This is a genomic window from Kocuria gwangalliensis, from assembly GCF_039544365.1.
Classification (GTDB): Bacteria; Actinomycetota; Actinomycetes; order Actinomycetales; family Micrococcaceae; genus Kocuria; species Kocuria gwangalliensis.
This window is the reverse complement of the sequence record NZ_BAABLN010000035.1, coordinates 150,740-175,677: the sequence shown is the minus strand read 5'-3', so window position 1 is coordinate 175,677 and position 24,938 is coordinate 150,740. Positions and strand designations below refer to the sequence as shown.

General features: G+C 64.4%; 22 protein-coding genes. 16 read left to right on the top strand and 6 right to left on the bottom strand.

What is annotated here, in order from left to right; translation table 11 throughout:
• Window positions 1-183 precede the first annotated feature (183 nt).
• Window positions 184-837, bottom strand: coding sequence for a YveK family protein (locus ABEA06_RS13440; RefSeq protein WP_345311818.1), 654 nt, complete (start codon window positions 835-837; stop codon window positions 184-186).
• Window positions 838-1,221: 384 nt separating this feature from the next.
• Here ABEA06_RS13440 and ABEA06_RS13435 point away from each other — a divergent pair, with 384 nt between their 5' ends.
• From ABEA06_RS13435 to ABEA06_RS13415, 5 genes are all read left to right on the top strand, one after another.
• Window positions 1,222-2,661 (top strand): hypothetical protein, encoded by a 1,440-nt coding sequence (locus ABEA06_RS13435; protein WP_345311817.1) that lies wholly within the window; start codon window positions 1,222-1,224, stop codon window positions 2,659-2,661.
• Entirely contained in the window at window positions 2,658-3,707 is a 1,050-nt protein-coding gene (locus tag ABEA06_RS13430; protein WP_345311816.1) for a glycosyltransferase family 4 protein, read from the top strand. The genes ABEA06_RS13435 and ABEA06_RS13430 overlap by 4 nt, the downstream gene beginning before the upstream one ends.
• A 70-nt stretch (window positions 3,708-3,777) precedes the next feature.
• A complete protein-coding gene (locus ABEA06_RS13425) occupies window positions 3,778-4,884 on the top strand; it encodes a prenyltransferase/squalene oxidase repeat-containing protein (protein ID WP_345311815.1) in 1,107 nt (368 codons plus the stop codon).
• A 41-nt stretch (window positions 4,885-4,925) separates the two neighbouring features.
• Entirely contained in the window at window positions 4,926-5,687 is a 762-nt protein-coding gene (locus ABEA06_RS13420) for a WecB/TagA/CpsF family glycosyltransferase (protein WP_303382420.1), read from the top strand.
• A gap of 106 nt (window positions 5,688-5,793) precedes the next feature.
• Complete coding sequence (locus ABEA06_RS13415; RefSeq protein WP_303382421.1) at window positions 5,794-7,149, top strand: lipopolysaccharide biosynthesis protein; 1,356 nt, start codon at window positions 5,794-5,796, stop codon at window positions 7,147-7,149.
• A 6-nt stretch (window positions 7,150-7,155) separates the two neighbouring features.
• On the opposite strand, the gene ABEA06_RS13410 is transcribed toward ABEA06_RS13415, so the two are convergent.
• On the bottom strand, window positions 7,156-7,629 hold the full coding sequence (locus ABEA06_RS13410; RefSeq protein WP_303382422.1) for an Lrp/AsnC family transcriptional regulator: 474 nt from the start codon (window positions 7,627-7,629) through the stop codon (window positions 7,156-7,158).
• A 181-nt stretch (window positions 7,630-7,810) separates the two neighbouring features.
• Between ABEA06_RS13410 and hisC the strand changes: the two genes are divergently transcribed.
• From hisC to ABEA06_RS13385, 5 genes are all read left to right on the top strand, one after another.
• The gene (gene hisC, locus ABEA06_RS13405) at window positions 7,811-8,953 is read left to right on the top strand and encodes a histidinol-phosphate transaminase (protein WP_303382423.1); all 1,143 of its coding nucleotides are present in this window, start codon (window positions 7,811-7,813) and stop codon (window positions 8,951-8,953) included.
• 230 nt (window positions 8,954-9,183) lie between these two features.
• Complete coding sequence (locus tag ABEA06_RS13400) at window positions 9,184-10,527, top strand: amino acid permease (RefSeq protein WP_315276044.1); 1,344 nt, start codon at window positions 9,184-9,186, stop codon at window positions 10,525-10,527.
• 52 nt (window positions 10,528-10,579) lie between these two features.
• Window positions 10,580-11,083, top strand: a complete 504-nt coding sequence (locus tag ABEA06_RS13395) for a phosphoribosyltransferase (RefSeq protein ID WP_315275996.1) — start codon at window positions 10,580-10,582, stop codon at window positions 11,081-11,083.
• A gap of 31 nt (window positions 11,084-11,114) precedes the next feature.
• A complete protein-coding gene (locus ABEA06_RS13390; protein ID WP_345311814.1) occupies window positions 11,115-11,732 on the top strand; it encodes an ABC transporter ATP-binding protein in 618 nt (205 codons plus the stop codon).
• A gap of 76 nt (window positions 11,733-11,808) precedes the next feature.
• Window positions 11,809-13,188, top strand: coding sequence for a hypothetical protein (locus tag ABEA06_RS13385; RefSeq protein WP_345311813.1), 1,380 nt, complete (start codon window positions 11,809-11,811; stop codon window positions 13,186-13,188).
• A gap of 92 nt (window positions 13,189-13,280) precedes the next feature.
• On the opposite strand, the gene ABEA06_RS13380 is transcribed toward ABEA06_RS13385, so the two are convergent.
• The 3 genes from ABEA06_RS13380 to pta form a co-directional block, all read right to left on the bottom strand.
• Window positions 13,281-13,523, bottom strand: a complete 243-nt coding sequence (locus ABEA06_RS13380; protein WP_315276002.1) for a hypothetical protein — start codon at window positions 13,521-13,523, stop codon at window positions 13,281-13,283.
• Between the two features lie 914 nt (window positions 13,524-14,437).
• Window positions 14,438-15,670, bottom strand: coding sequence for an acetate/propionate family kinase (locus tag ABEA06_RS13375; protein WP_345311812.1), 1,233 nt, complete (start codon window positions 15,668-15,670; stop codon window positions 14,438-14,440).
• Window positions 15,671-15,766: 96 nt separating this feature from the next.
• Complete coding sequence (gene pta, locus ABEA06_RS13370) at window positions 15,767-17,860, bottom strand: phosphate acetyltransferase (protein WP_303382512.1); 2,094 nt, start codon at window positions 17,858-17,860, stop codon at window positions 15,767-15,769.
• Between the two features lie 130 nt (window positions 17,861-17,990).
• Here pta and ABEA06_RS13365 point away from each other — a divergent pair, with 130 nt between their 5' ends.
• The 4 genes from ABEA06_RS13365 (at window position 17,991) to ABEA06_RS13350 (ending at window position 20,726) form a co-directional block, all read left to right on the top strand.
• Entirely contained in the window at window positions 17,991-18,353 is a 363-nt protein-coding gene (locus ABEA06_RS13365) for a thiamine-binding protein (RefSeq protein WP_259914624.1), read from the top strand.
• Between the two features lie 18 nt (window positions 18,354-18,371).
• Complete coding sequence (locus ABEA06_RS13360; protein ID WP_345311811.1) at window positions 18,372-19,307, top strand: spermidine synthase; 936 nt, start codon at window positions 18,372-18,374, stop codon at window positions 19,305-19,307.
• A gap of 132 nt (window positions 19,308-19,439) precedes the next feature.
• Entirely contained in the window at window positions 19,440-19,802 is a 363-nt protein-coding gene (locus ABEA06_RS13355) for a VOC family protein (protein ID WP_259914627.1), read from the top strand.
• A gap of 15 nt (window positions 19,803-19,817) precedes the next feature.
• Window positions 19,818-20,726: an urea transporter gene (locus ABEA06_RS13350; RefSeq protein ID WP_345311810.1), complete on the top strand. Its 909-nt coding sequence runs from the start codon at window positions 19,818-19,820 to the stop codon at window positions 20,724-20,726.
• 12 nt (window positions 20,727-20,738) lie between these two features.
• Here the strand turns inward: ABEA06_RS13350 and ABEA06_RS13345 are convergent, their stop codons facing one another.
• Window positions 20,739-22,202: an NCS2 family permease gene (locus ABEA06_RS13345; protein WP_303382516.1), complete on the bottom strand. Its 1,464-nt coding sequence runs from the start codon at window positions 22,200-22,202 to the stop codon at window positions 20,739-20,741.
• Between the two features lie 224 nt (window positions 22,203-22,426).
• Between ABEA06_RS13345 and ABEA06_RS13340 the strand changes: the two genes are divergently transcribed.
• Both ABEA06_RS13340 and ABEA06_RS13335 read left to right on the top strand, forming a co-directional pair.
• Window positions 22,427-23,257, top strand: coding sequence for an HAD-IIA family hydrolase (locus ABEA06_RS13340; protein ID WP_259914639.1), 831 nt, complete (start codon window positions 22,427-22,429; stop codon window positions 23,255-23,257).
• A 141-nt stretch (window positions 23,258-23,398) separates the two neighbouring features.
• A complete protein-coding gene (locus tag ABEA06_RS13335; RefSeq protein WP_345311809.1) occupies window positions 23,399-24,820 on the top strand; it encodes an FAD-dependent oxidoreductase in 1,422 nt (473 codons plus the stop codon).
• The last annotated feature ends 118 nt before the right edge of the window (window positions 24,821-24,938 follow it).

Here is a 24,938-nt window from a genome sequence, read left to right as displayed (position 1 = left end):
TTTTACAACAACCACCGGCCACACGGCAGCCTCGGAGGCAACCCACCCATCAGCAGGTGCAACCAACCTACTGACTGAGTACACCTAGGGGCGTTCGACATCGGAGTTACCGTTTCCCCGCATAAGGTCATGGGGTTCGTAGGTGGATCGGACCCCATGACCTTGTGAGTCGATAACCAGGTCTCAGTAGCGGCGGTATTGCGCCTGCGCGATAACGGTGAAGACACCGAGAAGCAGGCCGATCAAAGCACCCGCTGCGATCAGCACCACGGGGTCAGTGGACGACGGGTCCTGGGGGAGCGAAGCTTGGCCCACCGGGGTGAGCTCCACCGCGGTGCCGGGCGCGTCCGTGTTGTCACCGAGTTCACCGACATTGGTGCCCAAAACATCTACCCAGGCGTCCGCCAGTTTTTGAGCTTGTTCCGGTGACTCCGCGGTTGCCGAGACGCGAACCTCGGACGTGTCCAGGGGCACCGTGGTGGTCACGTTCTGAAGCAAGGCCTCGGGGGTCTGTTCCAGGTTCAGCTCATCGATGACCGCCGATGCGGTCGAACTGGTGCCGGAGATACTGCCAAAGGTCACGGCCTTGGACTTGGACAGGTTTTCCCCGGCCAACGCTTCGGTGGAGTCGGAACCACCGTTGGCGACCACTACTCCCGAGGCCGTTGATGTGTACGTGGTGCCCATGACCGTGGACGCTGCCCAGCCCAGAGCTGCACCCAACAGCAAAGTGATGAGTGGGATCCACCAGAGCCTACGGAGTGCCCTACCGAATTGGCCCGTGCTGACTTCGCCGCGCTCATACGGCCGGCTCTGTCCGATCGTCTGTTGACTCATAACGAGTTCGATTCCCCCCTCAGCCCTCCCGCGGGATGTGATCCGCGGGTTGTGCGTCGAATATGCGTGCCTTCCCCGGGCACGCAGACGTGGTCCATGGTAAACACACTTTCCTCGCCCACGAACTTCGTGCGTGTCGGTCCAATAAGGGATAGTCACTCACTCGTGGGACCACAGAAGTGCGGTCTTCCGTTTCGAAAGAACACACTCCATGGTTACTGTAGTGTCTAGGCGCCCTGAGCAGATTTCATCATTCCGGTGGCCGCATTCGGGGGAATCGCGGTTCTGTGACGGGTCGCCACGCGTGAGCGTGACACAGCAAATTTTGGGGGAGACGATCATGTTCTGGGCTTTGAGTCGGGGGCGGTCAGCATGGTGATGGCCGTGGCTACGGTAGCGGCTATCGCGGTGGGCGCCCTGTGCTGTGTTGGCCTGTGGCTGTGGCCCAAGATGGGGGCCGCCGCCTTGTTGAGTGCCACCGTGATTGCACAGACCCTGCAAACCATGACCGGTAGTTCCCTTGTCGGGTATGTGGATGAACTTGCGGTCCTGGTTGCCGCGGTGGTTTTCCCCGTTTGGCGACTGCTGATTCACGGAGCACTGAGGTTTATGGCCGCGTACTGGTGCTTTGCCGGTTACGCCGCCCTCGGAATCATTTCTGCTCTCATGAATTCGGTTCCGCTCAGCGTGTGGGCGGTCAGTGGTTTCCTGTTTCTCAAGGGGCCCCTTCTCATGCTCGGCGTACTGCAAATTGATTGGCAGCGTGCCGATCTGCCCAAAATCGCGCGCTTCGGAACCATCGGGGTCCTGATTATCCTGGTCTCCGCCCTGCTCAACGCCGTGGCTCCCGAGGCCTGGAACTCGATAGTGGGCCGACAAGAAGTGAGTTACCGGCTGGGCATCCCCAGCCTGACCGGCATCTTCGATCACCCGCTGGGCCTCGCGTCCGTCATGGGGATGGCTTTTCTAGCCATACTGTCCTACCGGCGGATCGTCGAACGCTCAGTCTTATCTCTCGTGTTGTTGCTGACCACCGGCGTGGTCGGAATTCTCACGTTCCGTCGTAAGTCGATCGCTTCGGTGGCCATCGTGGCCGTTGGCTCCAGGTTGGTGTTGCCCGGCAAACGCACCCGGTTCATGATTCTTCTGGTCATGCTGGTGCCGCTGGCACTCTTGTTGGGATGGGCCCCGCTGACGGAGGTGGTGGTCAACACGTACAACGAATATTTCAGCAACATCGGCGCCACCGCCAGAACCACCATGACGATAGATTCCGCGATTTTGGCCGTCGCAGCCTTCCCACTGGGTGTGGGGTTGGGGCGGTTCGGATCGGCCGTGGCTTCGTCCAACTACAGTCCCGTTTACGAAGAATTGGGATACACGCGGATCTACGGCATGGGTCCGGGTGAGCGCGGGGGATTCCTGGCGGATACCTTCTGGCCGTCGATCCTTGCGGAGACCGGGTTTTTCGGGCTCCTGCTTTATTTTGCGGGTCTCATCCTGGCTGTTTATCCGGGCTGGAAACTCATGAGGCAGTCCAGTCAGCCGTACATGCAATGGATCGGCACCGTTTCCGTGGCGTGGATGGGCCAGATGTTGATCGAGTCCGCCGTTGCCCCGGTGTTCACCGGGCCGCCGATGTTCGGACTCGTTTTCGGTGCGGCGGGTATAGCGGCGGCACTTCACGCGGTCGATACCACCCCCGTCCGCGGGAGCGAGAAGCCGTGGATGAATACTCTTGGCCCGCCGGGCGCAGGGTCACTACTGATCGAGCCGGCTTTCCGCCACGCGCGTGGCCTTCACCGGGCGGACAAGAACCGATGAACCGGGTCATCGTCCTGGGTCCGGGCCCGGACACCGCGGGTGGTATTGGGGTCATGATGGGGCATTTGGCCCGCACCGCATCCGACCATTCACGCCTGGCTTTCGTCGAGTCCGGCGGCGCCCCGGGATCCCTTGCGCAACGGCTCCGTGCGTTCGGGCGGGCCATGGTGACCTGCTGGGCGCCGGTTGGGGACGGCACGGTGTATCACGTGAACTTGGCTTCGAAGGGCAGCACGTGGCGCAAACTCGTGCTGACGAGCCTGCTGCGCGTCAGGCGGCGCCCGTACGTTCTGCATTTGCACGGCGGTGGTTACGCCGACTTCTTCAAGAATCTCAACGGCGTCATGTCCGCGCTGGTCCGATCCATGTTCCGATCCGCGAGCGCTGTGGTGGTGCTGGGCGAGTTGTGGCGGCAGTTCGTGAGTGCGGAACTGGGAGTGGCGGCATGGAGGTTGCATGTCATCCCCAATGCCGTTCCCGGTCCCGCCGCGTTACCCAACCCGAAAGCCACGCCCACCGTTCTTTTCACCGGGAAGGTCACCCGAGCCAAGGGGATCGTTGACCTGCTGCAAGCGTGGGGTTCATTACCTGATCATGTACGGACGCACTTGGTCCTGGCGGGGGATCTGAACGATCCCGATGGCCACATCACCCGGCTGCTGAAAACCACTCCGGACGTGACCACCACGGGCTGGCTGAACGGTGACCAGTTGACGCAAGAACTTGCCCGCGCCAGCATCTTGGTGCTGCCCAGCCACGTGGAAAATCTACCGTTATCGCTCCTGGACGGGATGGCGTGGGGTTTGGCCCCGGTGGTGACAGACGTGGGGTCTGTCTCCGACGTCATCGCGGACGGTGATTCCGGGTGGGTTGTGCCGGTCGGAGCGCCGCGAGAGTTGGCGAACGCCCTGGAGCTGCTCCTGGGGGACACCGTACGGAGAGAGGCCATAGCCCAGGCCGCCCGGTCCCGGTGGGAGGAGCAATACGACATTGCTCACTACCGACGTCGTCTCGAGGATGTGTATCGACAAGCCAGGACCGGGTAGGAAAACCACATAGAAGCCGTGTGTCAGTTCGGGGGACGGGCACAAACCAAGGCCTTCCAAGGGGGAACACATGAGTTTGTACAGTCAAGAAATTTTGAACACATCGCTGGGGGACGACATCCACTTGGCGACGGAGGCGGCACTGCGTTTTGCGCGGACCCGTGATTTCGCCGGCACGGATCCGTATGACGGATTGCTCTCGCCGGTGGCTCCAATTTTGCGGGGCCGGCTGCCGCGGCAGGTGTGGGTTCAGGCCCACAAGCGACTGGGTGACTCGCTGCGTTCGGTGACACGGGTCCCCAAGGTCACCATGACCAAGGCCGTGGCACTGTTCGCCATGGCAGAGCACTGTGACGGCCACACGGATCGTGGCCATGAACTGGTCACCAAGCTCCTGTGCATGCGGGGCAGTGGACCGTGGGGTTATGAGTTCGACGTCCAGACCCGATGGGCGCACTACCTGGCCAACTCCCCGAACGTGGTGGCCACGGTCTTCGCCCTGCGGGCGATCTCCGCAATGGACCGGCTGGCTGAAGTATCACCGAAAACCACCACCTGGCTGGAGAACCTGGCCCACCCGGACGGTTTTTTCCGGTACACGGAGGCCTCCGATCGGCTGGTCCACAACGGCTCGCTGTTGGCTGCGGAGTCCCTGGCGATCCTGGGTGGGGACGAGTCGTTGATCCAGCAGGCTGTCACCCGCACCGTGAGCGCGCAAGCCGCAGATGGCTCCTGGGCCTACGGTGAGGGCAGGGGTCTCGAGTGGGTTGACAGCTTCCACACCATTTACGTTCTGGACTCGCTGTTCTTCCTGAAGCAGCGGGGCTTCGAGATCGGTGACTCCTACGAGCGGGGCCTCGCGTACTGGTACGCCCACTGCCTCAATGATCAGGGGCTACCCGTCTACAACGCAGACGAGGCGGATGCCTCGCACGACGTTCATAACGTGGCCACCACCGTGGGGTTCCTGGCCGGGCTTGCTCGCAGGGGGGACCTGGAGGTCGATCCGGAACCGACCATCCGGCATTTGTTGTCGCATCAGGGTGATGACGGCGGATTCCGGAACAGTCCCAAGTCCCTGCCACACATGCGCTGGAATCAAGCGCACGCCAGTTACGCACTGAGCCGGTGGGTCGGTCTTCTCAGCGGTGAGCAGTCCGCGCAGGCGCAGTCATGAGATCACTCCACCGAACTCACCCCAGCCGTCAAGTGCCTCATGTGCGCACCCCGGCTCCGACCGAACCGGCCAACCGCCTGCTGGGTACCCGCGTTGACCCGCTCACCATGGACCAGACGGTGCGCACCATCGAGGAACTCATCGAGGATCACTCCGGTCACCACAACCACCTGGCCATGAACGCGGCCAAGCTGGTGGCGGCCAGCCACGATCAGCACCTCGTCGACAAATTCGCCACCGCCACAGTGGTCACGGCCGATGGCCAGTCCCTGGTGTGGGCCTCCAAACTCCTGGGTGCGCCGCTGCCCGAACGCGTGGCGGGTATCGACCTCATGGACCGTCTCGTGGATGCCAGCGTGGCCAAGGGTTATCGGATCTACCTGCTGGGCGCCACCGACACGGTGGTGCGGCAGGTGCGCTGGCGGTTCCTGGCGCGCGGGGCCAACGTGGTGGGTTTTCATAACGGTTTCTGGCGCCGCGAGGACATGACGGATCAGCAAATGGCCGACGAGATCGCCCGCAGCAACCCGGACATCGTGTTCGTGGGGGTGCCGTCCCCGCTCAAGGAGGACTTCGTCTTCGCCCACAAGGACCGCACCCGCGCGAGGATCTGCGTGGGAGTGGGCGGTTCCTTCGATGTGGTCGCCGGCATCACCTCCCGCGCTCCCAGAGCGGTGCAGCGATTGGGTATGGAATGGTTCTGGCGCCTGGTCCAGGAGCCGCGCCGAATGTTCAAGCGCTATCTGGTGGGCAATTCCAAGTTCGTGTGGCTCGTGGTGAGGGCGCGATGGAACCGTGACTGAAACCACCGAGACTCGAGCGGCGCCGGGCAGCGTGGCCCCGAGTCCCCCCGCCACCTCCAATGAGGCACCTCGTCAGCTGAAATCTCCCCGGCGGCCGGGTGCCCCCATGAGTGCTGCCAAGCAGTCCATCTTGGTGCTCGGTATTCGGGTGGGCGGGGCCGTGCTGCAGATGCTGCTGGTTGCCACGGTGGCCCTGCGCTTCTCGGTCACCGAGGTGGGTCTCAACGGCATCCTGTGGGCGGTGGCCCTGGTCGCACGCATGGCCGGCCCTCTGGGCCTGGACGTCATGGGGTTGCGCTCGCAATCACCGCTGTGGGCCGAGGGTCACAATGACCAAGCGGCGGCGCTCGCACGCCGATATTCGGGCGCGCTCGTTCGCGTGTGGGGCGTTGTTTTCGGCATTGCGGCCGTGGCGTGCGCGGCACTGGCGCTCGGCGGCGGCCCAGGATCCTGGTTCCTGGCGTTGGCCATCGTCGCGGTGACGTCCGCGTTCATGCAGTTGTACGTTGCCCAGCGGCAAGCGCGTAACTGGCCGCTCCTGGGCCAGTTCATGGAGTCCATTGCGCTTCCCGCGCTCGGATTGGTGGGCGCGCTGCTCACCTCGGTGTTCGCGCCGAACTGGTTGATCGCCTCGCAGGTCATGGCGTTCTTGCTGGTCACTTTGGTTTTGTACGCGGTCTCTCCGTCCGTTCAAGAGGCCCGCGCACGACGACGCCGCGCGGCGTCGTCGGCCTGGACCGTCTCGTTCACCGGGCGGCACGCGAGGGCTGTCCCCGAGCCGGGCAAAACATACGTCCCCCGGCATGCTTCCCGTGGGTCCGGCCAGGACGGTGCCGCCTCGGTGTCCGTCCCATGGCGCCCCGCGCTGACCGTGGGCGCGGGCAATGCGCTCACTGCGCTGTGCGTGCGCGGGCCGATGTTCGTGATTGGCGGGCAATCCCTGGCCGCCGCGGGTGTGTACGAGGTGGCGCAGAAAATCCAGTCCGGCGGCGCCATGGGAACTTCCGCCGTGGCCACTGTCTTCGCCCCGCGGATTGCCGTGGCCCTGCGCAAGCCCGCGGCGCTGATCAAGTTACTCATGCAGGCCAGCGCCAGCTCCCTGGTGGTTCCGGTGGGGCTGCTCCTGTTCCTGTTCGTGGTCGGTGCGGACGGGCTCGTGGCCGTACTGGGCGACGAATATCAAGGGGCGTGGGCGGCGTCGGTGATTTTGGTGGTGTCCACGGTGATCAACGCCGTCACCTCGGCCATGAGCAATGTAATGGTGCTCGGCGGTCGTGAGCGGATGTTTGTGGTGATTGCGGCGGTGCAGATGACGGTCGTGGTGGGTGGTGCGCTGGCGAGTGGGGCGGACACCGCGGCGAGCATGGCCGTGTGGGTGCTCATTGGTGAGACGTTTCGCTCCGGATGCATGGTGGCGGGACTGGCACTGCATTTGAGGGTTCAACGCGGTTCGGCGAACTGAGCCGAACTAGCTTCGGTCCGCTTCGCGTTGCAGCAGGCTGGACATGCGCAGGGGCATGGCCTCGAGCAGTGAGATGGACGTGGTGGTGCGCAGCAGACCCGGGGTCTCGAGGATCAAATTGGTGATCCGGTGCAAATCCGAGGTGCCCTTGGCCACCAGCCGCACGCGGAGGTCCGAGTCCCCGGTGGTCGCATAGATTTCTATGATCTCCGGGATCTTCAGCAGGGCCTTCTGGGCGTCTTCGCTGGTGCCCTGGCGGATGGAGAGTTCCACGAACGCCATGAGATCGTAGCCCAGCGCACGCGGGTTGAGCCGTTGGCTGACGGGGCCCATGACTGCTCCCTCCGAGAGCCTGCGAAGCCGGGCGTGCACGGTATTTCGGGCCACGCCCAGAGTGTGGGCCAGGGCCAGGATCGTGGCGTTGGGATCCTTGTCCAATGCCATGAGGATGCGGGCGTCCAGGGGGTCAAGTCGGTACATGGTGGGCAGCATGCCACTTTGAGAAGTTTGGATTGAGCATTTAACGCAGTCAAGAATTAAAGTATTGCGCACACGGCCCAGGGGGCCTCACCATCATGTGAGCGTGTCATGGCTCACATATCGAGCCGACGTCCCAATGGTTGTCCGTAACCCGGACCCTTGGCATCCGAAAGGCCCCTTGATGACCACCAGCCCCACCGCCAGCCAGCTAAAGACCCCCGAGGCACCCGAGACCCCCGGGTTCCGGGACGAGGAACCACGCGTGCGCGACGTCGTATCGCAACTTCCCGGCTACGTTGCCGGCCGCCGCGCCACCGGCGATCTCACTGCCGCGCTGGCGTCCAACGAGAGTCACTACGAACCCCTTCCGGCCGTGCTGGACATCGTGCAGCGGACCGCTTTCCGGATGAATCGCTACCCGGACATGGCCGCAACCGAGTTGCGGGAGCGTCTGGCGGATTTCTTGGCCGTGGAACCCGGCGAAGTGTCCGTGGGCCCCGGCAGCGTGGGCGTGCTCCAACAAATTCTGGCCGCCACGTGCGGTCCCGGGGACCAGGTCATTTTCGCGTGGCGCTCCTTCGAGGCTTACCCCATCCTGGTGAGCCTGACCGGCGCCACCCCGGTGCCCGTGCCACTGAACGCGGGCGAAGGCCATGACCTGGACGCCATGCTCGACGCCATCACCGACCGCACCCGCGTGGTCATGGTGTGCTCTCCCAACAACCCCACCGGGGTCGCGCTGGAGCACGGGGAACTGGCTCGTTTCCTGGACCGGGTTCCGCCGCACGTGCTCGTGGTGATCGACGAGGCCTATACCGACTACCTCCACGCCGCGCAGACCCTGGACGCGCTGGCCCTGTTCCGCGCCCACAACAACGTGTGCGTGTTGCGGACTTTTTCCAAGGCCTACGGACTGGCCGGACTGCGCGTGGGATACGCGGTGGCCCACCCGAACCTGGCGGAAGCCCTGCGTCGCGTGGCCCTCCCGTTCGGCGTGAGCACGCCGGCCCAGCAAGCGGCCATCGCGTCTCTCGAGGCCCAGGAACAGTTGCGCGAGCGCGTGGCCGCGGTGGTCTCCGAACGACGTCGTCTTCTCACCGCCCTGCGCCGGGCCGGCTGGGACGTCCCGGACAGTCAGGCAAATTTTGTGTGGTTGCGAGCGGGCGAGGAGCTGCGGCAAGCCCTGGTCGATGCCTTCGATCGTTCCGACGTCCTGGTGCGCGCTTACGCGGGAGACGGTGTGCGGATCACGCTGGCCGACCCCGTGACCAATGACCGGGTGCTCGAGGTCCTCAAAGATCGTTCCGCGTTTCCCGCAGCCTGACCCGCTGTTGTCTCCCACCGCCTGTGCCGGGTTCGCCCGGCTTCCCGGAATGCACCCGGCCCATCCTGTCGGTGCAGGCCCGAAAGGAATTCCCCATGTCCCTACGCCATAAGTCGCCGCTCTCCTCAGGTGAGAGTGCGGCTCGATCTGATCGGGATGTCATGTCCGCTTCACCCGCTTCGCCCGCTCCAAATCCGTCTCTGGACGTCAGGACATCCAACGCCGCTCACATGAAGACCCGCCACCTGGTGATGATGGCGCTGGGTTCGGCCATTGGCACGGGGCTGTTCGTCGGTTCGGGTAACGCCATCGCGGTGGCCGGGCCCGGTGTGCTGATCTCGTTCCTGGTGGCGTGTGTGATCCTCGTGCTGGTCATGCGTGCCATGGGCGAGATGGCCGCGGCCGAACCTGCTCGCGGCGCCTTCTCGCTATATGCCGAGCAGGCCATGGGTCGCACCGCCGGGCAAACCCTGGGCTGGTTGTGGTGGGTTCAGCTGGTGATCGTGATTGCTGCCGAGGCCACTGCTGCGGCGCAGATCCTGAACGAGATGTGGCCGGTGGTTCCCCAGTGGCTCATGGCGCTCGTGTTCATGGTGATCTTCACGGCGCTGAACCTCATCAGCGTGAAGGCCCTGGGCGAATCCGAGTTCTGGTTCGCCCTGCTGAAGGTGGGCGCCGTGGTCGTGTTCCTGCTGGTGGGAGTGGCCTTGCTGCTGGGGCTGTTGCCCGCGCCGTCGCCGGGGTTGAGCAACCTCACGGAGCACGGTGGTTTCATTCCCAACGGATTCACGGGTGTGGCCGCTGCGCTGCTGATCGTGGTGTTTGCCTTCGGTGGCACGGAACTGGTGGTCGTGGCCGCCGCCGAGACCGAGAACCCCAAGGAGAATGTGGTCAAGGCGATCCGCACCATTGTGGTGCGCCTGCTCGTGTTTTACATCGGCGCCGTGACGCTCATGGTGATCATCCTGCCGTGGAACGACGAAACCCTGTCATCCAGTCCCTTCGTGGCTGTGCTGAGTGAGGTCGGTTTGCCCGGTGCGCAGGCCGTCATGGCCATTGTGATCGTGCTGGCCCTGCTCTCCGCACTCAACGCGAACCTCTACGGCGCCTCCCGCATGCTGCACTCATTGTCCTCGCGTGGCTACGCCCCGGGCCGGTACTCGACGTTGAGCGCTCAGGGCGTGCCCCGCGCGGCCGTGGTGGCGTCTGTGATCGTGGGATTCCTGACGGTCGGCGCCAATTATCTGTGGCCCGAGCAGTTGCTCGGGTTCCTGCTGAACACCATCGGCTCCACCGTTCTGGTGGTGTGGACCTTGTCCTTGATCTCGCAGATCATCCTCCGACGCCGCTCGGACCGTGCAGGACGTCAGCTTTCCTTCCGCATGTGGGGCTACCCGTACCTGTCGTACGTGGCACTGGGCCTCATTGCATTGATCTTTGTGCTCGGCTTCTTCGACCCCGTGGTCCGGACCCAGTTGCTGTTGACCGGCAGCTTGGTGGTGATCATCGCGATTGCATGCAAGCTACGGACGGCGCAGAAGGCGCGTAGTGCTTCCGCATCCGTCGACCGGTGATCGTCGCGGGGGACAGTGGGCACAATTCAGCTGGAGTGACTAACCTGCGGACATGGCTTATCACGCTGACTCCGCGGACCTGCAGACCAAAGAAGTACTCACGTGGGAGAGCTTCGGCACCGCCAGCCGTGACCTCGCCCAAATGATCGTCGACTCCGACTTCACCCCGGACATCATCATTGCCGTGGCCCGGGGCGGGTTGTTGCCCGCCGGTGCCCTGTCCTACGCCATGGGCGTCAAGCTCTCGGACGCGGTCAACGTGGAGTTCTACACGGATGTGCACGAAACCCTGCCGGACCCGGTTCTGCTGGCGCCCATGCTGGACACCGAGTCGATCAGCGGCAGGAAGGTCCTGGTCGTGGACGACGTGGTCGACTCCGGGCGCACCTTGGCCCTCGTGCTGGAACTGCTCAGCGGTCACGGAGCACAGTGCCGTTCGGCCGTGGTCTATGAGAAACCCCAGTCGGAGGTGAAACCGGACTACGCGTGGAAGACCACCGATGAGTGGATTGTGTTCCCCTGGTCAGATCAGGATCCGGTGACGCGGAGCAAGTAGTCGCAGCCCGTCCGGTTAGTGTGGACGGACTATGAGCGAAACATTGGTTGAAGTCAGCGGCGTATCCAAGACTGTTTATGGTCGGGAAATCCTGGCACCGGTGAGTTTTGCTCTCAGCACTGGTGAAGGTGTGGTCCTCACCGGGCCCAACGGCTCCGGCAAGACCACTCTCCTCAAGATCCTGGCCGGCCGGGACCTAGCTACTGAGGGAACCATCGAGGTGCACGATTCCCTCAAACACCGCGCCGGAATCGCCACGGTACTGGGCGATCCCCCGTACTTCGAGGACCTCACCGTCCTGGAACATCTCCGATTCGTGTGTGTCTCGTGGGGAGAATCGCCGGACACGTCCGAGCCGGAGCGCATTTTGGCGGCTCTCAAGATCTCGAGGATCCAGGACAGTTTTCCGCTTGAACTGTCTTCGGGTGAACGACAGCTCGTCTCCCTGGCCATCGGGTTCATCCGGCCTTCCGAACTGATGATCCTGGACGAACCGGAACAGCGCTTGGACATCGAGCGGCGGGCACTCGTCGCGGAACTGTTGCTTGACAAGAAACGCAACGGTGGCGCCGTCGTCATGGCCACGCACGACCCACAATTCGTGGAGGCGCTCGCGGACAGCCACGTCGCGCTGGGAATCACGGGCTGACATGGTTGGCGGTTCTCGACCAGTGCTTACTGAAGATGAGCGCGCTCATCGGAGCAGTATTGTCGAGGCGCAGCGCATGCTCGGACCCAAGCAAACCGGCAACAAGAACCTCGTGTACTGGCTCTACCTCGCGGGACCACTGGCTTGGTACGGCGTATTCGGGGTGCGGGAGCTGGGGTACGCGGCGGGATCCGACACGGTTCTTACCGCGTTCTTCCTGAGTGGCTCTCTGGCCATTCTGCTCGCGCCGTGGCTGCCCACCCGATATGGGCCGGTGGTGCTCTCCGCGCAGGAGCTTTTCTATTTCGTGGAGGGGCCGTTCGGGCTCCGTGGGACGGTTCTGCGGCGGACCGTGCGCATTTGCCTCGGCGTGGCGGCGTGCGCGGGGTTGATATCTGCGGTGATCGCCGTCGGGCTGCGGGCGGAGGTGGTTGATGCGCTGCTGGTGGCTGGGTTTGGTATGGGAACGGCCGCGCTCTTTGCCTCCGGTGTCGTCCTAGGTGGTTCAGGAGTGGCTACCTGGGCGCGACTTGCCTTCACAGGACTGGGCTGCGGCATGCTGGGCCTGGCCTTGGGGATGAACCTCGATCACTGGCTTCCGTGGGCGCTCACCGGGGTAGTCCTGGTCTGCGCAGTGGCAATGATACGGTCGCTTCCCGCCGCGCTGGATCAGGTCACCGATGCGCGGCTGCGTACGGACCTGCGATCGCGGGAACTGCTCACCGCCGGGCTCGTCGCGGGGGATTTGCGGGTTGCCGCTTCGACCGGTGGGACGGCGCGGCGGTTCTTCCGGGGTTCTCGGCTGTCCCTGGGCCCTTATTCCTGGCTGAATGCGGTGTCCGTGGATGCACTGACACTTGTTCGGCGGCCTTTTCGGCTCATGGGTGCGCTGCTCCTGAGTTTCTGCGCGGGTGCCGTCGTGACCGTTTTTGGTCCTGATCCGCTGCTGATGGCGCTGGCGGTTGTGGTGCTGCAGGGGGTCTTCGGCGTGCTGGCCAAGGGGCTGAATGACTACCTGGAATCCGTGGGCGCGGATCGAATTCTTCCGCAGGGTGTCTGGGGCACGGCGGTCCGGCACCTGATCCTGCCAGTGCTCTTGAGCGCATTGAGCTTGGCCTTGGCGTTTGTCGCGGGGGAATGGTTGTTCCTGGGAACGACCATTGTCCCTGCGGCGTTCCTGATCCTCTTCCTCCTTCCGCCGCTCATCAAGCTGAGTCTGAGCGGCGCCGGGGCCCTGCCCGCAGAGATGATGACTGGCGTGGTCACACCCATGGGGGACCTGTCAGCCATCGCGCGGATCGTATGGATGTTCCAGGGGCTCGTTCCCGCCGTGCTATTGGTGGTGCTGTTGCAATACATGTCGCTGTCCACGGGGGCTTGGTGGTTCCTCGGTGCGATGTTGATCTTCGCACTCGCTCGCCTCAAAAAGTTGTCCGACATCGAGCGTTTGGAGTGATGATTAGCGCGGGGATTCACGGTGCCCGAACTTTCCGGTCCCCAAGAGTGCATCGTGGGGCTTGAGGTCCGCACTATTACGGACTGGATTGTTTACCCCCGCTGCCCGAGCTGCTGTGGCAGCCATTCGATCAACAGATGGCGGCGTTGCGTGTCAATCAGGTCTTCCCACACGACGTATCGCACCCGCCAACCGTTGTCCTCGAGACGGTGACGGCGGAACATCTCATCGCCGTACTGACGACGGTCCACGTGATCGGCACCGTTGTACTCGACAGCAATCCTGTGTTCCGGCCAGGCCAGATCCAGGTAGCGATCGACGCCGTCCAGGACCACGTGGAAATTCAGAGCGGGCGGCGAAAACCCATGAGCAACAACAATTCTTCGAGTCAGGGACTCAGTGGGGGCCAGGCGCCTTCAACGGCGGCATTAAGGGCAGCTCGAACGTTCCGCACGGTACGGGAGGTAGGAGGCAGTTTGTCGATCCGTCGATCCAGAAATTCTCGGCTGTACAACGGGAATGACTTGCCAGCGGGGGATCTGATGTTACGAGTCATGAGGGCGTCAAGACATGACGTCATTCGCCGGCGGGCCAAGTAAGGGGCAGCCACTACGAGTGCCTCAACAGGGTCGGCCAACATGCTCCCCCACGGGCCGGGAAACCGACCCAGGCCATACGACTTGGTCACCAGCGTGGTCTTATCCGGACACTTCCGCCGGAGGCCTAACCAGGAGAGGTAAGGAGTAGCCAGCATCTTCCGATACTCCCCGACACGTACGGGTGGCGCATGGCCGAGCACGTGATCCAGGTCCGCATCGGGCAACCCTACGGGGAGACCATAGAGCTGTAAGGCAGTCAGCCCCGTGACTCGCAGCCCTGACCCCGGACGGTCCAGAACGTGGTGCATTAACGCTGCACGTTGAAGTGCATCAAGTGGCCCGGAGGTGCGGACCCAGTGTCTGTCGGTGAGTCGCCGCATATGGGTGTCACGGTTCAATGACCTAGAAGCTCCACCCCATGCCGAACTTGTGCCCACGAGGGGCTTGATCCCCAGATCAGGCATGCGAATGAGTGGCGGCATAACCGGAGACTATGAATTCCCGTGAAGGTCCGCAGCCACCCAGGGAGATTGTGGAGGGCGCACTCCGGAATTCTCAGGGCCTACAACACTTGAGTCCGCAAAACTGCTCTTCTAACCGGTCAGAATGCAGTTTTACGGACTCAAGTGTTCAGGGGCGGGGCGGCGGAGCTACTTCTTCACCCGCTCCCGCACCAGCGCCGCCGTGGCCTCGGCGATGGCTCGTTCCTCATCCGTGCTGATCACCAGCACCTCGATTGCCGACTCCGACGTGCTGATCCGCGCCACGTCGCCCTCGGGGGAGGCATTCAACTCGGGATCCAGTGCTATACCCAATGCACCCAGTTCATTGCACACCCGCGTGCGGAACTCCGGCGAGTTCTCACCAATACCCGCTGTGAAGATCAGGGCCTGAGCGCCACCCACGGCCACGTGATAGCCACCGATGTACTTGGCCAACCGGTACGCCGCCATGTCCAGCGCCAGCTGGGCCTTTTCATCACCGTTGGCCGCTCGCTGCTCCACGGCGCGCATATCGGAATCACCGGAAATGCCCTGCAGACCGGACTCCTTGTTGAGGATCCTGTCCAGTTCCTTGGCGGTCATTGCGGGGTTGCGGTCCAGCATGGCGGTGACCACGGAGGGGTCCAGATCGCCGGAACGCGTACCCATGATCAGGCCGGCCAGCGGCGTGTAACCCATGGAGGTATCGAAGGATTCACCGTTGCGGATGGCCGTGACAGAGGCGCCATTGCCCAGGTGCGCCACAATGCCGTTGAACTGCTCACGCGGAATCCCCAGCACATCGCAGGCCTTGCCCGTCACGTAGTCGTGGGACGTACCGTGGAACCCGTAGCGACGCATGCCGTGCATGACATACATTTCCTCGGGAATCGCATAGCGCCAGGCCTTCTCGGGCATGGTGCGGTGGAAGGCGGTATCGAACACGCACACCTGCGGCATGTGCGGCCAGGTCTTCTGGATGGCACGCAACCCCAACGCCGAGGCGGGGTTATGCAGCGGAGCCAGGGGTGCCAGGCGTTCGATCGCGCGGATGATCTCGTTGTTGACCAGCACCGGCGCGGAAAACCTCTCACCACCGTGGACCACGCGGTGCCCGGCGGCGTCAATGGTGCGCCCACCCAGCTCTTCATCGAGCCGCTCGGCCAGGATCTCCAGCGCCTGCGTGTGGTCCTTGATCTCGGACGTGCCGATGTTCTGGATCAGACCTTTGGTGATGATCTCATCGGTTTCGACACCCTCGGTCGCCCGGGCCAGCGGTACGTTCTCGTTGATGGCCGGCATGGAGGAGGTGTACGGATTGGTGGGTTCGTCCACAGCGGTCACCTCGCGCACCTGGTACTTGATCGACGATGATCCGCAATTGACAACGAGCACGAGCATGATGGGTCCTTCCGCGCGCCCGGTCGGTGGGCGCCTCTGGTGAGCTGGTCAAGGGGGCGACGCCGCCCGCGAACCTCGCGAGCGACGTCGTAGGTACTAGAGGCTCTGGGCCTGGATGGCCGTGATGGCCACGGTGTTGACGATGTCATCCACCGTGCAGCCGCGGGACAGGTCGTTGACCGGCTTGCGCAGGCCCTGCAGCACCGGGCCCACGGCCACCGCGCCCGCGGACTGCTGGACCGCCTTGTAGGTGTTGTTGCCGGTGTTGAGGTCCGGGAAAATGAACACGGTTGCCTGACCGGCCACGTGGGACTCGGGCAGCTTGGACTTGGCGATGGAGGCGTCCACCGCGGCGTCGTACTGGATGGGGCCCTCGACCTCGAAGTCGGGATTGCTGGCCCGAACCAGCTCGGTGGCCGCCCGAACACGCTCTACGTCCTCACCCGAACCGGAACCACCGGTCGAGTAGGAGAGCATGGCCACCTTGGGGTCCACACCGAACTGCTCGGCGGTCTGCGCGGAGGCCAGCGCGATGTCCGCCAGGGCCTGCTCATCCGGGTTGGGGTTCACGGCGCAATCACCGTAAACCAAGGCGCGATCGGCCAGCAGCATGAAGAAGACCGAGGACACGATGTTGACACCCTCGCGGGTCTTCACGAACTCCAGGGCGGGGCGGATGGTGTTGGCGGTCGTGTGCACGGCACCGGAGACCATGCCGTCCACATCGCCCAGCTGAACCATCATCGTGCCGAAGTATGAACCGTCGGCCATACGTTCGAGCGCCTGTTCCTTGGTCACCCCCTTGTGCGAACGCAGCTTCACGTACTCGTCCGCGTAGCGACCGCGCAGTTCGTCGTCGTGCTGGAAATCGATCAGGTTGAGCCCCTCGGCCTCGAAATCCAGGTCGATGCCCTCGGACTGCGCCAGGGTCCTGATCTGTTCCGGATCGCCCAGGATGGTGAGGTCGCAGAAGTTGCGCCGGTGGATCATCTCCGCCGCGCGCAGGATGCGGGGGTCCTCACCCTCGGGCAGCACCACGTGTTTGCGATCGGCGCGCGCGGATTCCACGAGCTCGTGCAGGAAGCGCAGCGGGGTGCGCTTCACGGGCCGCGGCAGGTTCATGCGCCCGGCCAGCTCGTCGCTGTCCACGTACTGGGACCACGCGCCGCGGGCCGCCGCGACCTTGCGGGGGTGGGCGCCGCCCAGCGTGCCGCGCGTGGAGGCCACCGCGCTGGCCGAGTTGAAGGTGTCACGATCGGTGGTCAGCACCGGGAACGGCGCGGCGGCCAACAACGACGCGACCGCACCTTCCGGGCGGAAACCACCGGTCAGCAGCATGCCCGAGGGCACCGGTAATGACGCCGCGAACGACGACGCCAGGGTCGCCGACATCACGTCCGTCCGGTCACCGGGGGTGATCACCAGGTCGCCGTCCGTGAGCTGATCCAGGAAGTGCCCCACGGTCATGGCCGCGATCTTGATGCCCTTGATGTCACGGTCCAGGGAGTTGTCGTTGAGGTCGGTGCCGAAGCCCTGCGCGTCCACGAGTTCTGCAATGGTGGGATGGGAGATCGCGGTGACCTCGGGGATGACATAGACCGGCAGGTTGTGGGCGCCGGGTTTGGCGCGCCGGGTCAGTTCTTCGATCTGGTCAGGCGCGGCACGGTTGACGATGACCGCGTAAATGTCGCAACCGGCCTGGCGGAGCTCGGTGCGGGTGACGTCCACGGCGTTGACGGTGTCCTCCACGGACCCTGCGTCGTGAGCGCTGATGACCGCGGCCACCGAACACCCCATGTTGTTGGCCAGGCGAGCGTTGAGGTCGAACTCTGCGGTGGCCGCGTTGTGGGCGACCAGGTCGGTGCCGTCCACCAGGATCACGTCGCACTCACGGGCCATCTCGGAGTAAATGGAGACCGCCGCGGAATCCAGTTCATCATGATCACCGGAGGCCAGGATCTCCCGCGTGCGAGCCAGGGAGACGCCGCCGCGGCAGCGGGAGTCGGGCAGATCGAACGTGCGCTTCATGAGTTGGAGCGCGGAGTCCTGCTCGGGGGAGTCACCGTCATGCACGGGGCGGAAGAACCCCAGTTTGTCCGTGCTGTTGAACAGCGTGTCCGCCAGCCCCAATGCCACCAGTGTCTTGCCGGACTGCGGTGTCATGGCGGAAACGTAGATGCCCTGGGTCATGGAGGTGGTCCCTTTCGGTTGGCGGTCTGCTGTCTCAGTTTAGAGACGACACGTGTGCAGCGCGGCAACAAAGGTGTGAATACCGAGGGTTTCACGGGCGCTTCGGTAAGAGAAGTGCCACACTGGAAGCATGTTGGTCGCCTTCTCAGTCTCTCCCAGTGGCGGGGACAACCCCGACGCTTCCGTTCACGACGCCGTGGCCGCCGCCGTCCACGTGGTCCGCGAATCCGGGCTCCCCAATCGCACCGATTCCATGTTCACCACCATCGAGGGTGAATGGAATGAATGCATGGAAGTGGTCCGCCAGGCCACCGCTGCGGTGGCGGAGTACGGCCCGCGCGTGTCCCTGGTGCTCAAGGCGGACATCCGGCCCGGTCACACCGGAGAGCTTTCCGGTAAGGTCGAGCGCCTCGAGGCTGCCATTCACAGTCACGAACTCAACCGTGCTCGGGAACGCCGCGGCATCACGTCCGGTTCCGCGGATCAGAAGTAACCGGGCGTCCCGGGGCCAGTGAGCAAGAAACGTAACCATAAGAATCGGCGGGATCAGGCAGAGACCGTGAGCGCGGCGTCGTCGGACGCGGCAGGTCTGAGCGAAGGTACCTGGCACACCGACACCGGGACCGTGCAGCTTGAACATGACTCGTACGTGCCCGGCGCGTGGGTGTTGCGCGTCAACGGTGTGCCGTCATCGCACATCGTGCCGGACCGACCGGACCAGCTCGAATTCGAGTACATGAGGTGGTTCAGCGCGCTTGCCGAAGAGCACGTGGACCGCCACCTGGACCCCACCACCCTGCGCCTTTTGCACCTGGGCGGTGGCGCGTGTTCCATGGCGCGCTACCTCGCATGGCGCTATCCCGCTGCCCGCCAGGTGGTCGTGGAACTCGACGCCGCTCTCACGCGCCTGGTCCGCGAATGGCTCGATCTGCCCCGCGCACCCCTCCTTCGGATCCGAGCCGGGGAAGCCCGTGAAGTCACTGAATCACTGCATGAGTCATCGCGCGAGGTGATCCTGCGTGATGTGTTTGCCGGCGAGCAAACACCGGGGCATTTGCGGACTGTGGAGTTCGCGCGGCACGTGGATCGAGTGCTGACACCGGACGGCATCTACCTCATGAACGTGGGGGACACCCGCAATCTCAAGGGAACCCGCGCGGAGCTGGCTGCACTGCTGGAGGTGTTCGAGCACGTGGGTGCGGTTGCGGATCCCGCCATGCTGAAGGGGCGCCGATATGGCAACGTGGTGTTGGCTGCCTCGCACGCACCGCTGCCCGAGCCCGGATCCGAGGCGGGTGCCGCCCTGGCCAAGGAACTGTTGGGTGGGCCGCTGCCCGCGCAGTACAAGGACACCGCGTGGTGCCGACAGCTCGTGGCCGAAACGCAGCCGTGGCACGACAAGCCGGCGGACCAGATGCCGGCGGTGGGGACCATTACGGGCGCGTGAGCCACCCGTCATGGTCCAGCGCACCATTTCTTCCGGCTTTACTGCGCAGTAGCCCGGCCTACCGTGCAGTAAACCCGGACCAGATGGCTCCGGGCCCTCCCGTTCCACGCCGGGTCACCGTAGCGTGGGCCCATGACTAGCTACGTGAGCTCACTGGCCATTGACGCCCAGGACCCGAAAGCCCTCGCCCGCTTCTGGTGTGAGGTTCTGAACTACCGGATCGATGACGAGGAAGAGGGCTTCGTCAGCACCACGCCCACCGAGGGGCAGGGCCCGCGGCTGGACTTTCTGCAAGTTCCGGAGGGCAAGACCGTGAAAAATCGGCTGCACCTGGACATCCGGGCCCTCGACTCGAACCAGGACGCGGAAGTGGCACGCGTTGAATCCCTGGGCGCCTACAGGGTGGACGTGGGCCAAACCAGCAAGGACAGCTGGGTGGTGCTCGCCGACCCGGAGGGTAATGAGTTCTGCATCCTCTCGGATCCGCAGGAGTAACCCATACTCGCCAGTGTGTGGCTGGTCCGAGCGCTGATCAGGTCCCAGGGGCAGATCTTCTTCCAGCGCGCCACACTCAGCGGTCTGGTGGTCCTGCTGGCGCTGACGGTGGCGTCCCCGTGGTTGGCGGGCACCGCGGTGCTCGGCGCCGCGGTGCAGACCGGAGTATCCCTGCTGCTGCGCCGGCCGAGGTCCGTATCAGCGCATCGCGACGCCGCGGACGGCATTCACGGGTTCTGCGGAGCCCTCACCGGGTGCGCGGCGTTGCTCGCGTGCGGCCCCTCTACCGCCGCGCTCACCTGGACCGTCCTGGGCAGCGCTCTGTGCGCGTTGTTCGTACGGGTCCTCGAACGAATACGCATCTTCACCTGGTTGCCCATGCTCACGGGCCCGTTCTGCGCGGTGAACTCTGCGCTGAACCCGGTCTTCGGGCGGTGGCATCAAGACGTCTCCGCGGTGCCGCCGTTCGAGCCGATCGGGCCGCTCCCTGATCTCGTCAGCGGAACGCTCCGGGCCTGTGCGCAAGTCCTCCTGACCGATCACCTGCTGACGGGCCTGGTGGTCCTCGCCCTCATGTTTCTCGCCGGAGCGCGCGAGGGCCTGTGGTCGCTCACCGGTGCAGTGGCAGCCACGGCCCTGGGCTTCTGGATCCTCGGTGGAGAACCCGCCGCGGCGGGCCTGGCCGGCTACTGCGGCTTCTTGACCGCCCTTGCCCTGGGTGCGCTCTTCCCACCCGCCGACGCCGCTCGCGCGGTCCGCCTGATCGTCCCCTTGGCGGGTGCGTGCCTCACGGTCCCGCTGTGGGGGGCGCTGCAGTACACCGGGATGGCCATGTACACGTGGCCGTTCGTGCTGACCACGTGGGCGGTACTGATCGCGCAGCACCGGTGGGCGCGACGGGAAGTGGCCCGGGCGGCGTCGTAGTCGAAGAGCGAGCTACGCCGTCCAGCCCTCGATCACGGCAATGCCGAAAAAGACCACGAATGCGCCGGCCACCACGTACATGAGCGGGTGGACGTCGCGCCAGCGGCCCTGCACCAGGCGGATGAACACGAAGGACACGAAGCCCGCGCCAATGCCGTGCGCAATGGAGTAGGTGAACGGCATGACGGCGAAGGTCAGGAACGCGGGAACGGAAACGCCCCAGTCCTCCCAGTCGATGTGCACCACGTTCTTGGCCATCAGGAATCCCACGACCACCATGGCCGGGGCCACGGCCTCGAAGGGCACCACGTTGACCAGCGGGGTCAAGAACATGGCCAGCAGGAACATGATGCCGGTGACCACGTTGGCCAGGCCGGTGCGAGCGCCGTCGGCGATACCGGTGGAGGACTCCACGAAAATCTGGTTGGACGAGACCGAGCCCGCGCCACCGGCCACGGCGCCGAGCGCGTCGACCAGAAGCACGCGGTCCACGCGCTCGATCTGACCGTTCTTGTCGACCAACCCGGCCTGCTGGGAGAGGCCCACCATGGTGCCCATGGCGTCGAAGAAAATGGACAGCAAAATGGTGAAGATCAGCAGCATGCACGCGATCACGCCCAGTTCGCGGAAGGCGTCGATGGGGGCGGCCGAGCCGATCAGGGAGAGGTCGGGGAGCGCGAACAGGCCCTCGGGATTGGCGGGGACCACCAGGGACCAGCCGTTGGGGTTGTCCACGGAGGAACCGGACGGGGAGACCGCCTCGAGGATGTGGGCGAAGATGGTGGTTGCAACCACCGCGATCAAAATGCCGCCGCGCACGTTGCGCACCAGCAGCGCCACGGTCAGCAGCAGGCCCACCACGAACGTGAGGGTGGGCCAACCGAACAGTTCACCGCCGGTGCCCATCTGCACGGGAACGGTGGTGCCGGCGGCGTCCGGGATGCGGCGCACGAAGCCCGCATTCACGAACCCGATCAGCGCAATGAACAGACCGATGCCCACCACGATCGCGGTCTTCAAAGACGGCGGCACCGCGTTGAACACCGCGGTGCGGAAACCGGTGAGCACCAGCACCACCATGATCAGACCGGCCCAGATGACCAACCCCATGACCTCGGGCCAGGTCAGACCCGGGTTCGTGGCGATCGTGACCGCCAGGAACGCGTTCACGCCCAATCCGGTGGCCAGCGCGAACGGGGATTTGGCCCACACGCCCATGGCAATGGTCAGTACGCCCGCGACCAGAGCGGTCACGGCGGCCACGCGCTCGCCACCCAAGATATTCCCGGCGCCGTCCGGACCGTAGCCCAGGACGAGTGGGTTCAGCACCACGATGTAGCTCATGGCGATGAAGGTGGCCAGGCCACCGCGAATTTCTCGTCCCACGGTGGAACCGCGTTCGGAAATGTAGAAGAAGCGGTCCAGCGCTCCGCGGGGTTCGCGCGTTTGCGAAGCGGGCTTGGTCGGTGACGACATGAAGATCCTCACGGGTCAAAGGCACAACGGCAGCGCACGGTACGGCTACCGGAATGGGGGCGTTTGTGTAGAAATACTACGCCGACGGCGCAGCCGCTGCCGCGGTCAGGGTTCTCGCGTGATTGCCTTCACTGGCGCGGTGTTGCTCAACTCACAGCCGTGCTGGCCCGTCCTCAGTACGCTGGTGCCAGGGGAACGATGATTGCCCGGGAAGGACAAAGCTCATGACGAAGTCCGCAGAGGCACAATTCACCCACGTCACCACGTGGCTCACCGACATGGACGGTGTGCTGGTCCGCGAGAACACGGCCATCCCCGGTGCGGCGGAGCTCCTGGAGCTGTGGGAAGAACGGGGCCAGGAGTACCTGGTGCTGACCAACAACTCCATTTACACCCCTCGCGATCTGGCGGCTCGGTTGGCGCGCTCGGGACTGCATGTGGCGGAGGAAAATCTCTGGACGTCCGCGCTGGCCACCGCGCAGTTCCTCAAGAATCAGAACGCCGGTTCCCGCGCTTACGTGATCGGAGAAGCGGGGTTGACCACGGCTTTGCATGAGGCGGGGTTCGTCCTGACGGACACCGATTGCGATTACGTGGTCCTGGGTGAGACCCGAACGTATTCGTTCGAGGCCATTACCAACGCGATCCGGTTGATCCTCAACGGTGCGCGTTTCATCTCGACCAACCCGGATACCACCGGGCCATCGCCGGAGGGGCCCATGCCGGCCACGGGATCGGTTGCGGCCCTGATCACGGCGGCCACCAACCTCCACCCTTACGTGGTGGGCAAGCCGAACCCCATGATGTTCCGCTCCGCCCTCAACCAGATCGGTGGGCACTCGGAGACCACCGCCATGCTGGGTGACCGGATGGACACGGACATCGTCTCCGGTATGGAGGCGGGCCTGCGGACCGTTCTGGTCTACAGCGGAGTGACCACGCCCCAGGACGTGGAGCGGTTCCCGTTCCGACCCACCCTGGCGCTGGATTCGGTGGCCGACCTGGTGGAACTACTCACTGTCGACGGGCAGGACGCGGCCGGGGCGGCGTCGTAAATCGAATATCGTCTGACCCGGGTGTGACGGAACATTACGCGGGGGTGGCCCGGTGTGTGTGATTGCCCAAATTTCACTACCGTAGAACCCAGTCCCCGCAGGCACGCGAGTGTGCGTGCGCGTTGAAAGGAAATACCAGCTGTGACAGCACCTACTTCAGCACGTCCGTTGCGCGTTGCCGTGATCGGAGCGGGTCCGGCGGGCATTTACGCCGCTGACATGCTCACAAAGTCCGAGGCCGTGCGGGAAGGCGAGCTGGAAGTCAGCGTTGATCTGTACGACCGCTACCCCACCCCGTTCGGTCTGATCCGCTACGGTGTGGCCCCGGATCACCCGCGTATCAAGGGCATCATCACTGCGTTGCGCTCGATTCTGGGCCGCGGCGACATCCGCTTCTTCGGCAACGTGGAGTACGGCAAGGACCTCACGTTGGGGGAATTCTTGACGCATTACGACGCCGTGATTTTCGCCACGGGTGCTGTCAACGACGCTCCGTTGGAGGTCCCCGGTGCGGATCTGGATGGTTCCTACGGCGCCGCCAAGTTCGTCGCTTGGTACGACGGTCATCCCGACTACCCGCGGACCTGGCCGCTCAACGCCAAGGAAGTTGCGGTCATCGGTAACGGCAACGTGGCGCTGGACGTGGCCCGAGTGCTGTCCAAGCACGCGGATGACATGCTCGTCACCGAGATCCCGGGCAATGTCTACCAGGGGCTGCGTGATTCGCCGGTCACGGACGTTCACGTGTTCGGCCGCCGGGGCCCCGCGCAGATCAAGTTCACCCCGCTCGAGCTGCGTGAGCTGGCCAAGTCCCGCGACGTGGATATCGTGCTCTACGACGAGGACTTCCAGTTCGACGAGGCCTCCGAGCAGGCCATGGTCGAGAACAACCAGACCAAGGTCATGATGAAGACCTTGCAGAAGTGGCGCGAGGATGATTCTCCAAAGACCGCATCCCGCCGCCTGCACCTGCACTTCCTGCAGACTCCGTCCGAGATCTTGGGCGACGAGGACGGCAAGGTCAGCGGTATCCGCATGGAACGCACCCGCCTTAACGGTGATGCCTCCGTCACCGCCACCGGTGAGTACATCGATTACCCGGTCCAGGCCGTCTACCACGCCATCGGGTACCTGGGCTCGCCGCTTCCGGAGGTCCCGTTCAACCCCGAACGCGGCGTGGTCCTCAACCAGGAAGGCCGCGTGGTCGACGCCGAGGGGGCCGTGATTCCGGGCGTTTACGCCACCGGCTGGATCAAGCGCGGTCCCGTGGGCCTGATTGGCGCCACCAAGTCCGATGCCCTCGAGACCATTAACCACCTGCTCGAGGACCGCAACGCCCTAGCCGATCCGGACTTCCCGGAGCCCTCGGCCATCGAGTCGCTGCTCGAGGAGAAGGGTGTCGAATACACCACCTGGGACGGTTGGTTGGACTTGGACGAATACGAGCAGAGCCTCGGCCAGTCCTCTCACGACGCCGAGGGCAATCCCCGCGAACGCGTCAAGGTGGTCGACCGCGACGAGATGCTTTCGGTCTCCCGCCGCGGGGTCCACGCCCGCAGCTAGTTCTCGCGGTCACTGTCCCGCCGACGACGCCGCCCCCTCCAGTTCCCGTGTTCACCCCGGGCTGGGTGGGGCGGTGGTGTCTGTGGCGGGCTGGTTGCACTCTGGTCGACGGTACGGC

Bases quoted from the DNA above. Each gene is read 5' to 3' on its own strand.
- ABEA06_RS13440 (WP_345311818.1), bottom strand. From the start codon at position 837: ATGAGTCAACAGACGATCGGACAGAGCCGGCCGTATGAGCGCGGCGAA.
- ABEA06_RS13430 (WP_345311816.1), top strand. From the start codon at position 2,658: ATGAACCGGGTCATCGTCCTGGGTCCGGGCCCGGACACCGCGGGTGGT.
- ABEA06_RS13425 (WP_345311815.1), top strand. From the start codon at position 3,778: ATGAGTTTGTACAGTCAAGAAATTTTGAACACATCGCTGGGGGACGAC.
- ABEA06_RS13415 (WP_303382421.1), top strand. From the start codon at position 5,794: ATGAGTGCTGCCAAGCAGTCCATCTTGGTGCTCGGTATTCGGGTGGGC.
- ABEA06_RS13410 (WP_303382422.1), bottom strand. From the start codon at position 7,629: ATGTACCGACTTGACCCCCTGGACGCCCGCATCCTCATGGCATTGGAC.
- hisC (WP_303382423.1), top strand. From the start codon at position 7,811: ATGACCACCAGCCCCACCGCCAGCCAGCTAAAGACCCCCGAGGCACCC.
- ABEA06_RS13400 (WP_315276044.1), top strand. From the start codon at position 9,184: ATGAAGACCCGCCACCTGGTGATGATGGCGCTGGGTTCGGCCATTGGC.
- ABEA06_RS13395 (WP_315275996.1), top strand. From the start codon at position 10,580: ATGGCTTATCACGCTGACTCCGCGGACCTGCAGACCAAAGAAGTACTC.
- ABEA06_RS13390 (WP_345311814.1), top strand. From the start codon at position 11,115: ATGAGCGAAACATTGGTTGAAGTCAGCGGCGTATCCAAGACTGTTTAT.
- ABEA06_RS13385 (WP_345311813.1), top strand. From the start codon at position 11,809: ATGCTCGGACCCAAGCAAACCGGCAACAAGAACCTCGTGTACTGGCTC.
- ABEA06_RS13375 (WP_345311812.1), bottom strand. From the start codon at position 15,670: ATGCTCGTGCTCGTTGTCAATTGCGGATCATCGTCGATCAAGTACCAG.
- pta (WP_303382512.1), bottom strand. From the start codon at position 17,860: ATGACCCAGGGCATCTACGTTTCCGCCATGACACCGCAGTCCGGCAAG.
- ABEA06_RS13365 (WP_259914624.1), top strand. From the start codon at position 17,991: ATGTTGGTCGCCTTCTCAGTCTCTCCCAGTGGCGGGGACAACCCCGAC.
- ABEA06_RS13355 (WP_259914627.1), top strand. From the start codon at position 19,440: ATGACTAGCTACGTGAGCTCACTGGCCATTGACGCCCAGGACCCGAAA.
- ABEA06_RS13345 (WP_303382516.1), bottom strand. From the start codon at position 22,202: ATGTCGTCACCGACCAAGCCCGCTTCGCAAACGCGCGAACCCCGCGGA.
- ABEA06_RS13340 (WP_259914639.1), top strand. From the start codon at position 22,427: ATGACGAAGTCCGCAGAGGCACAATTCACCCACGTCACCACGTGGCTC.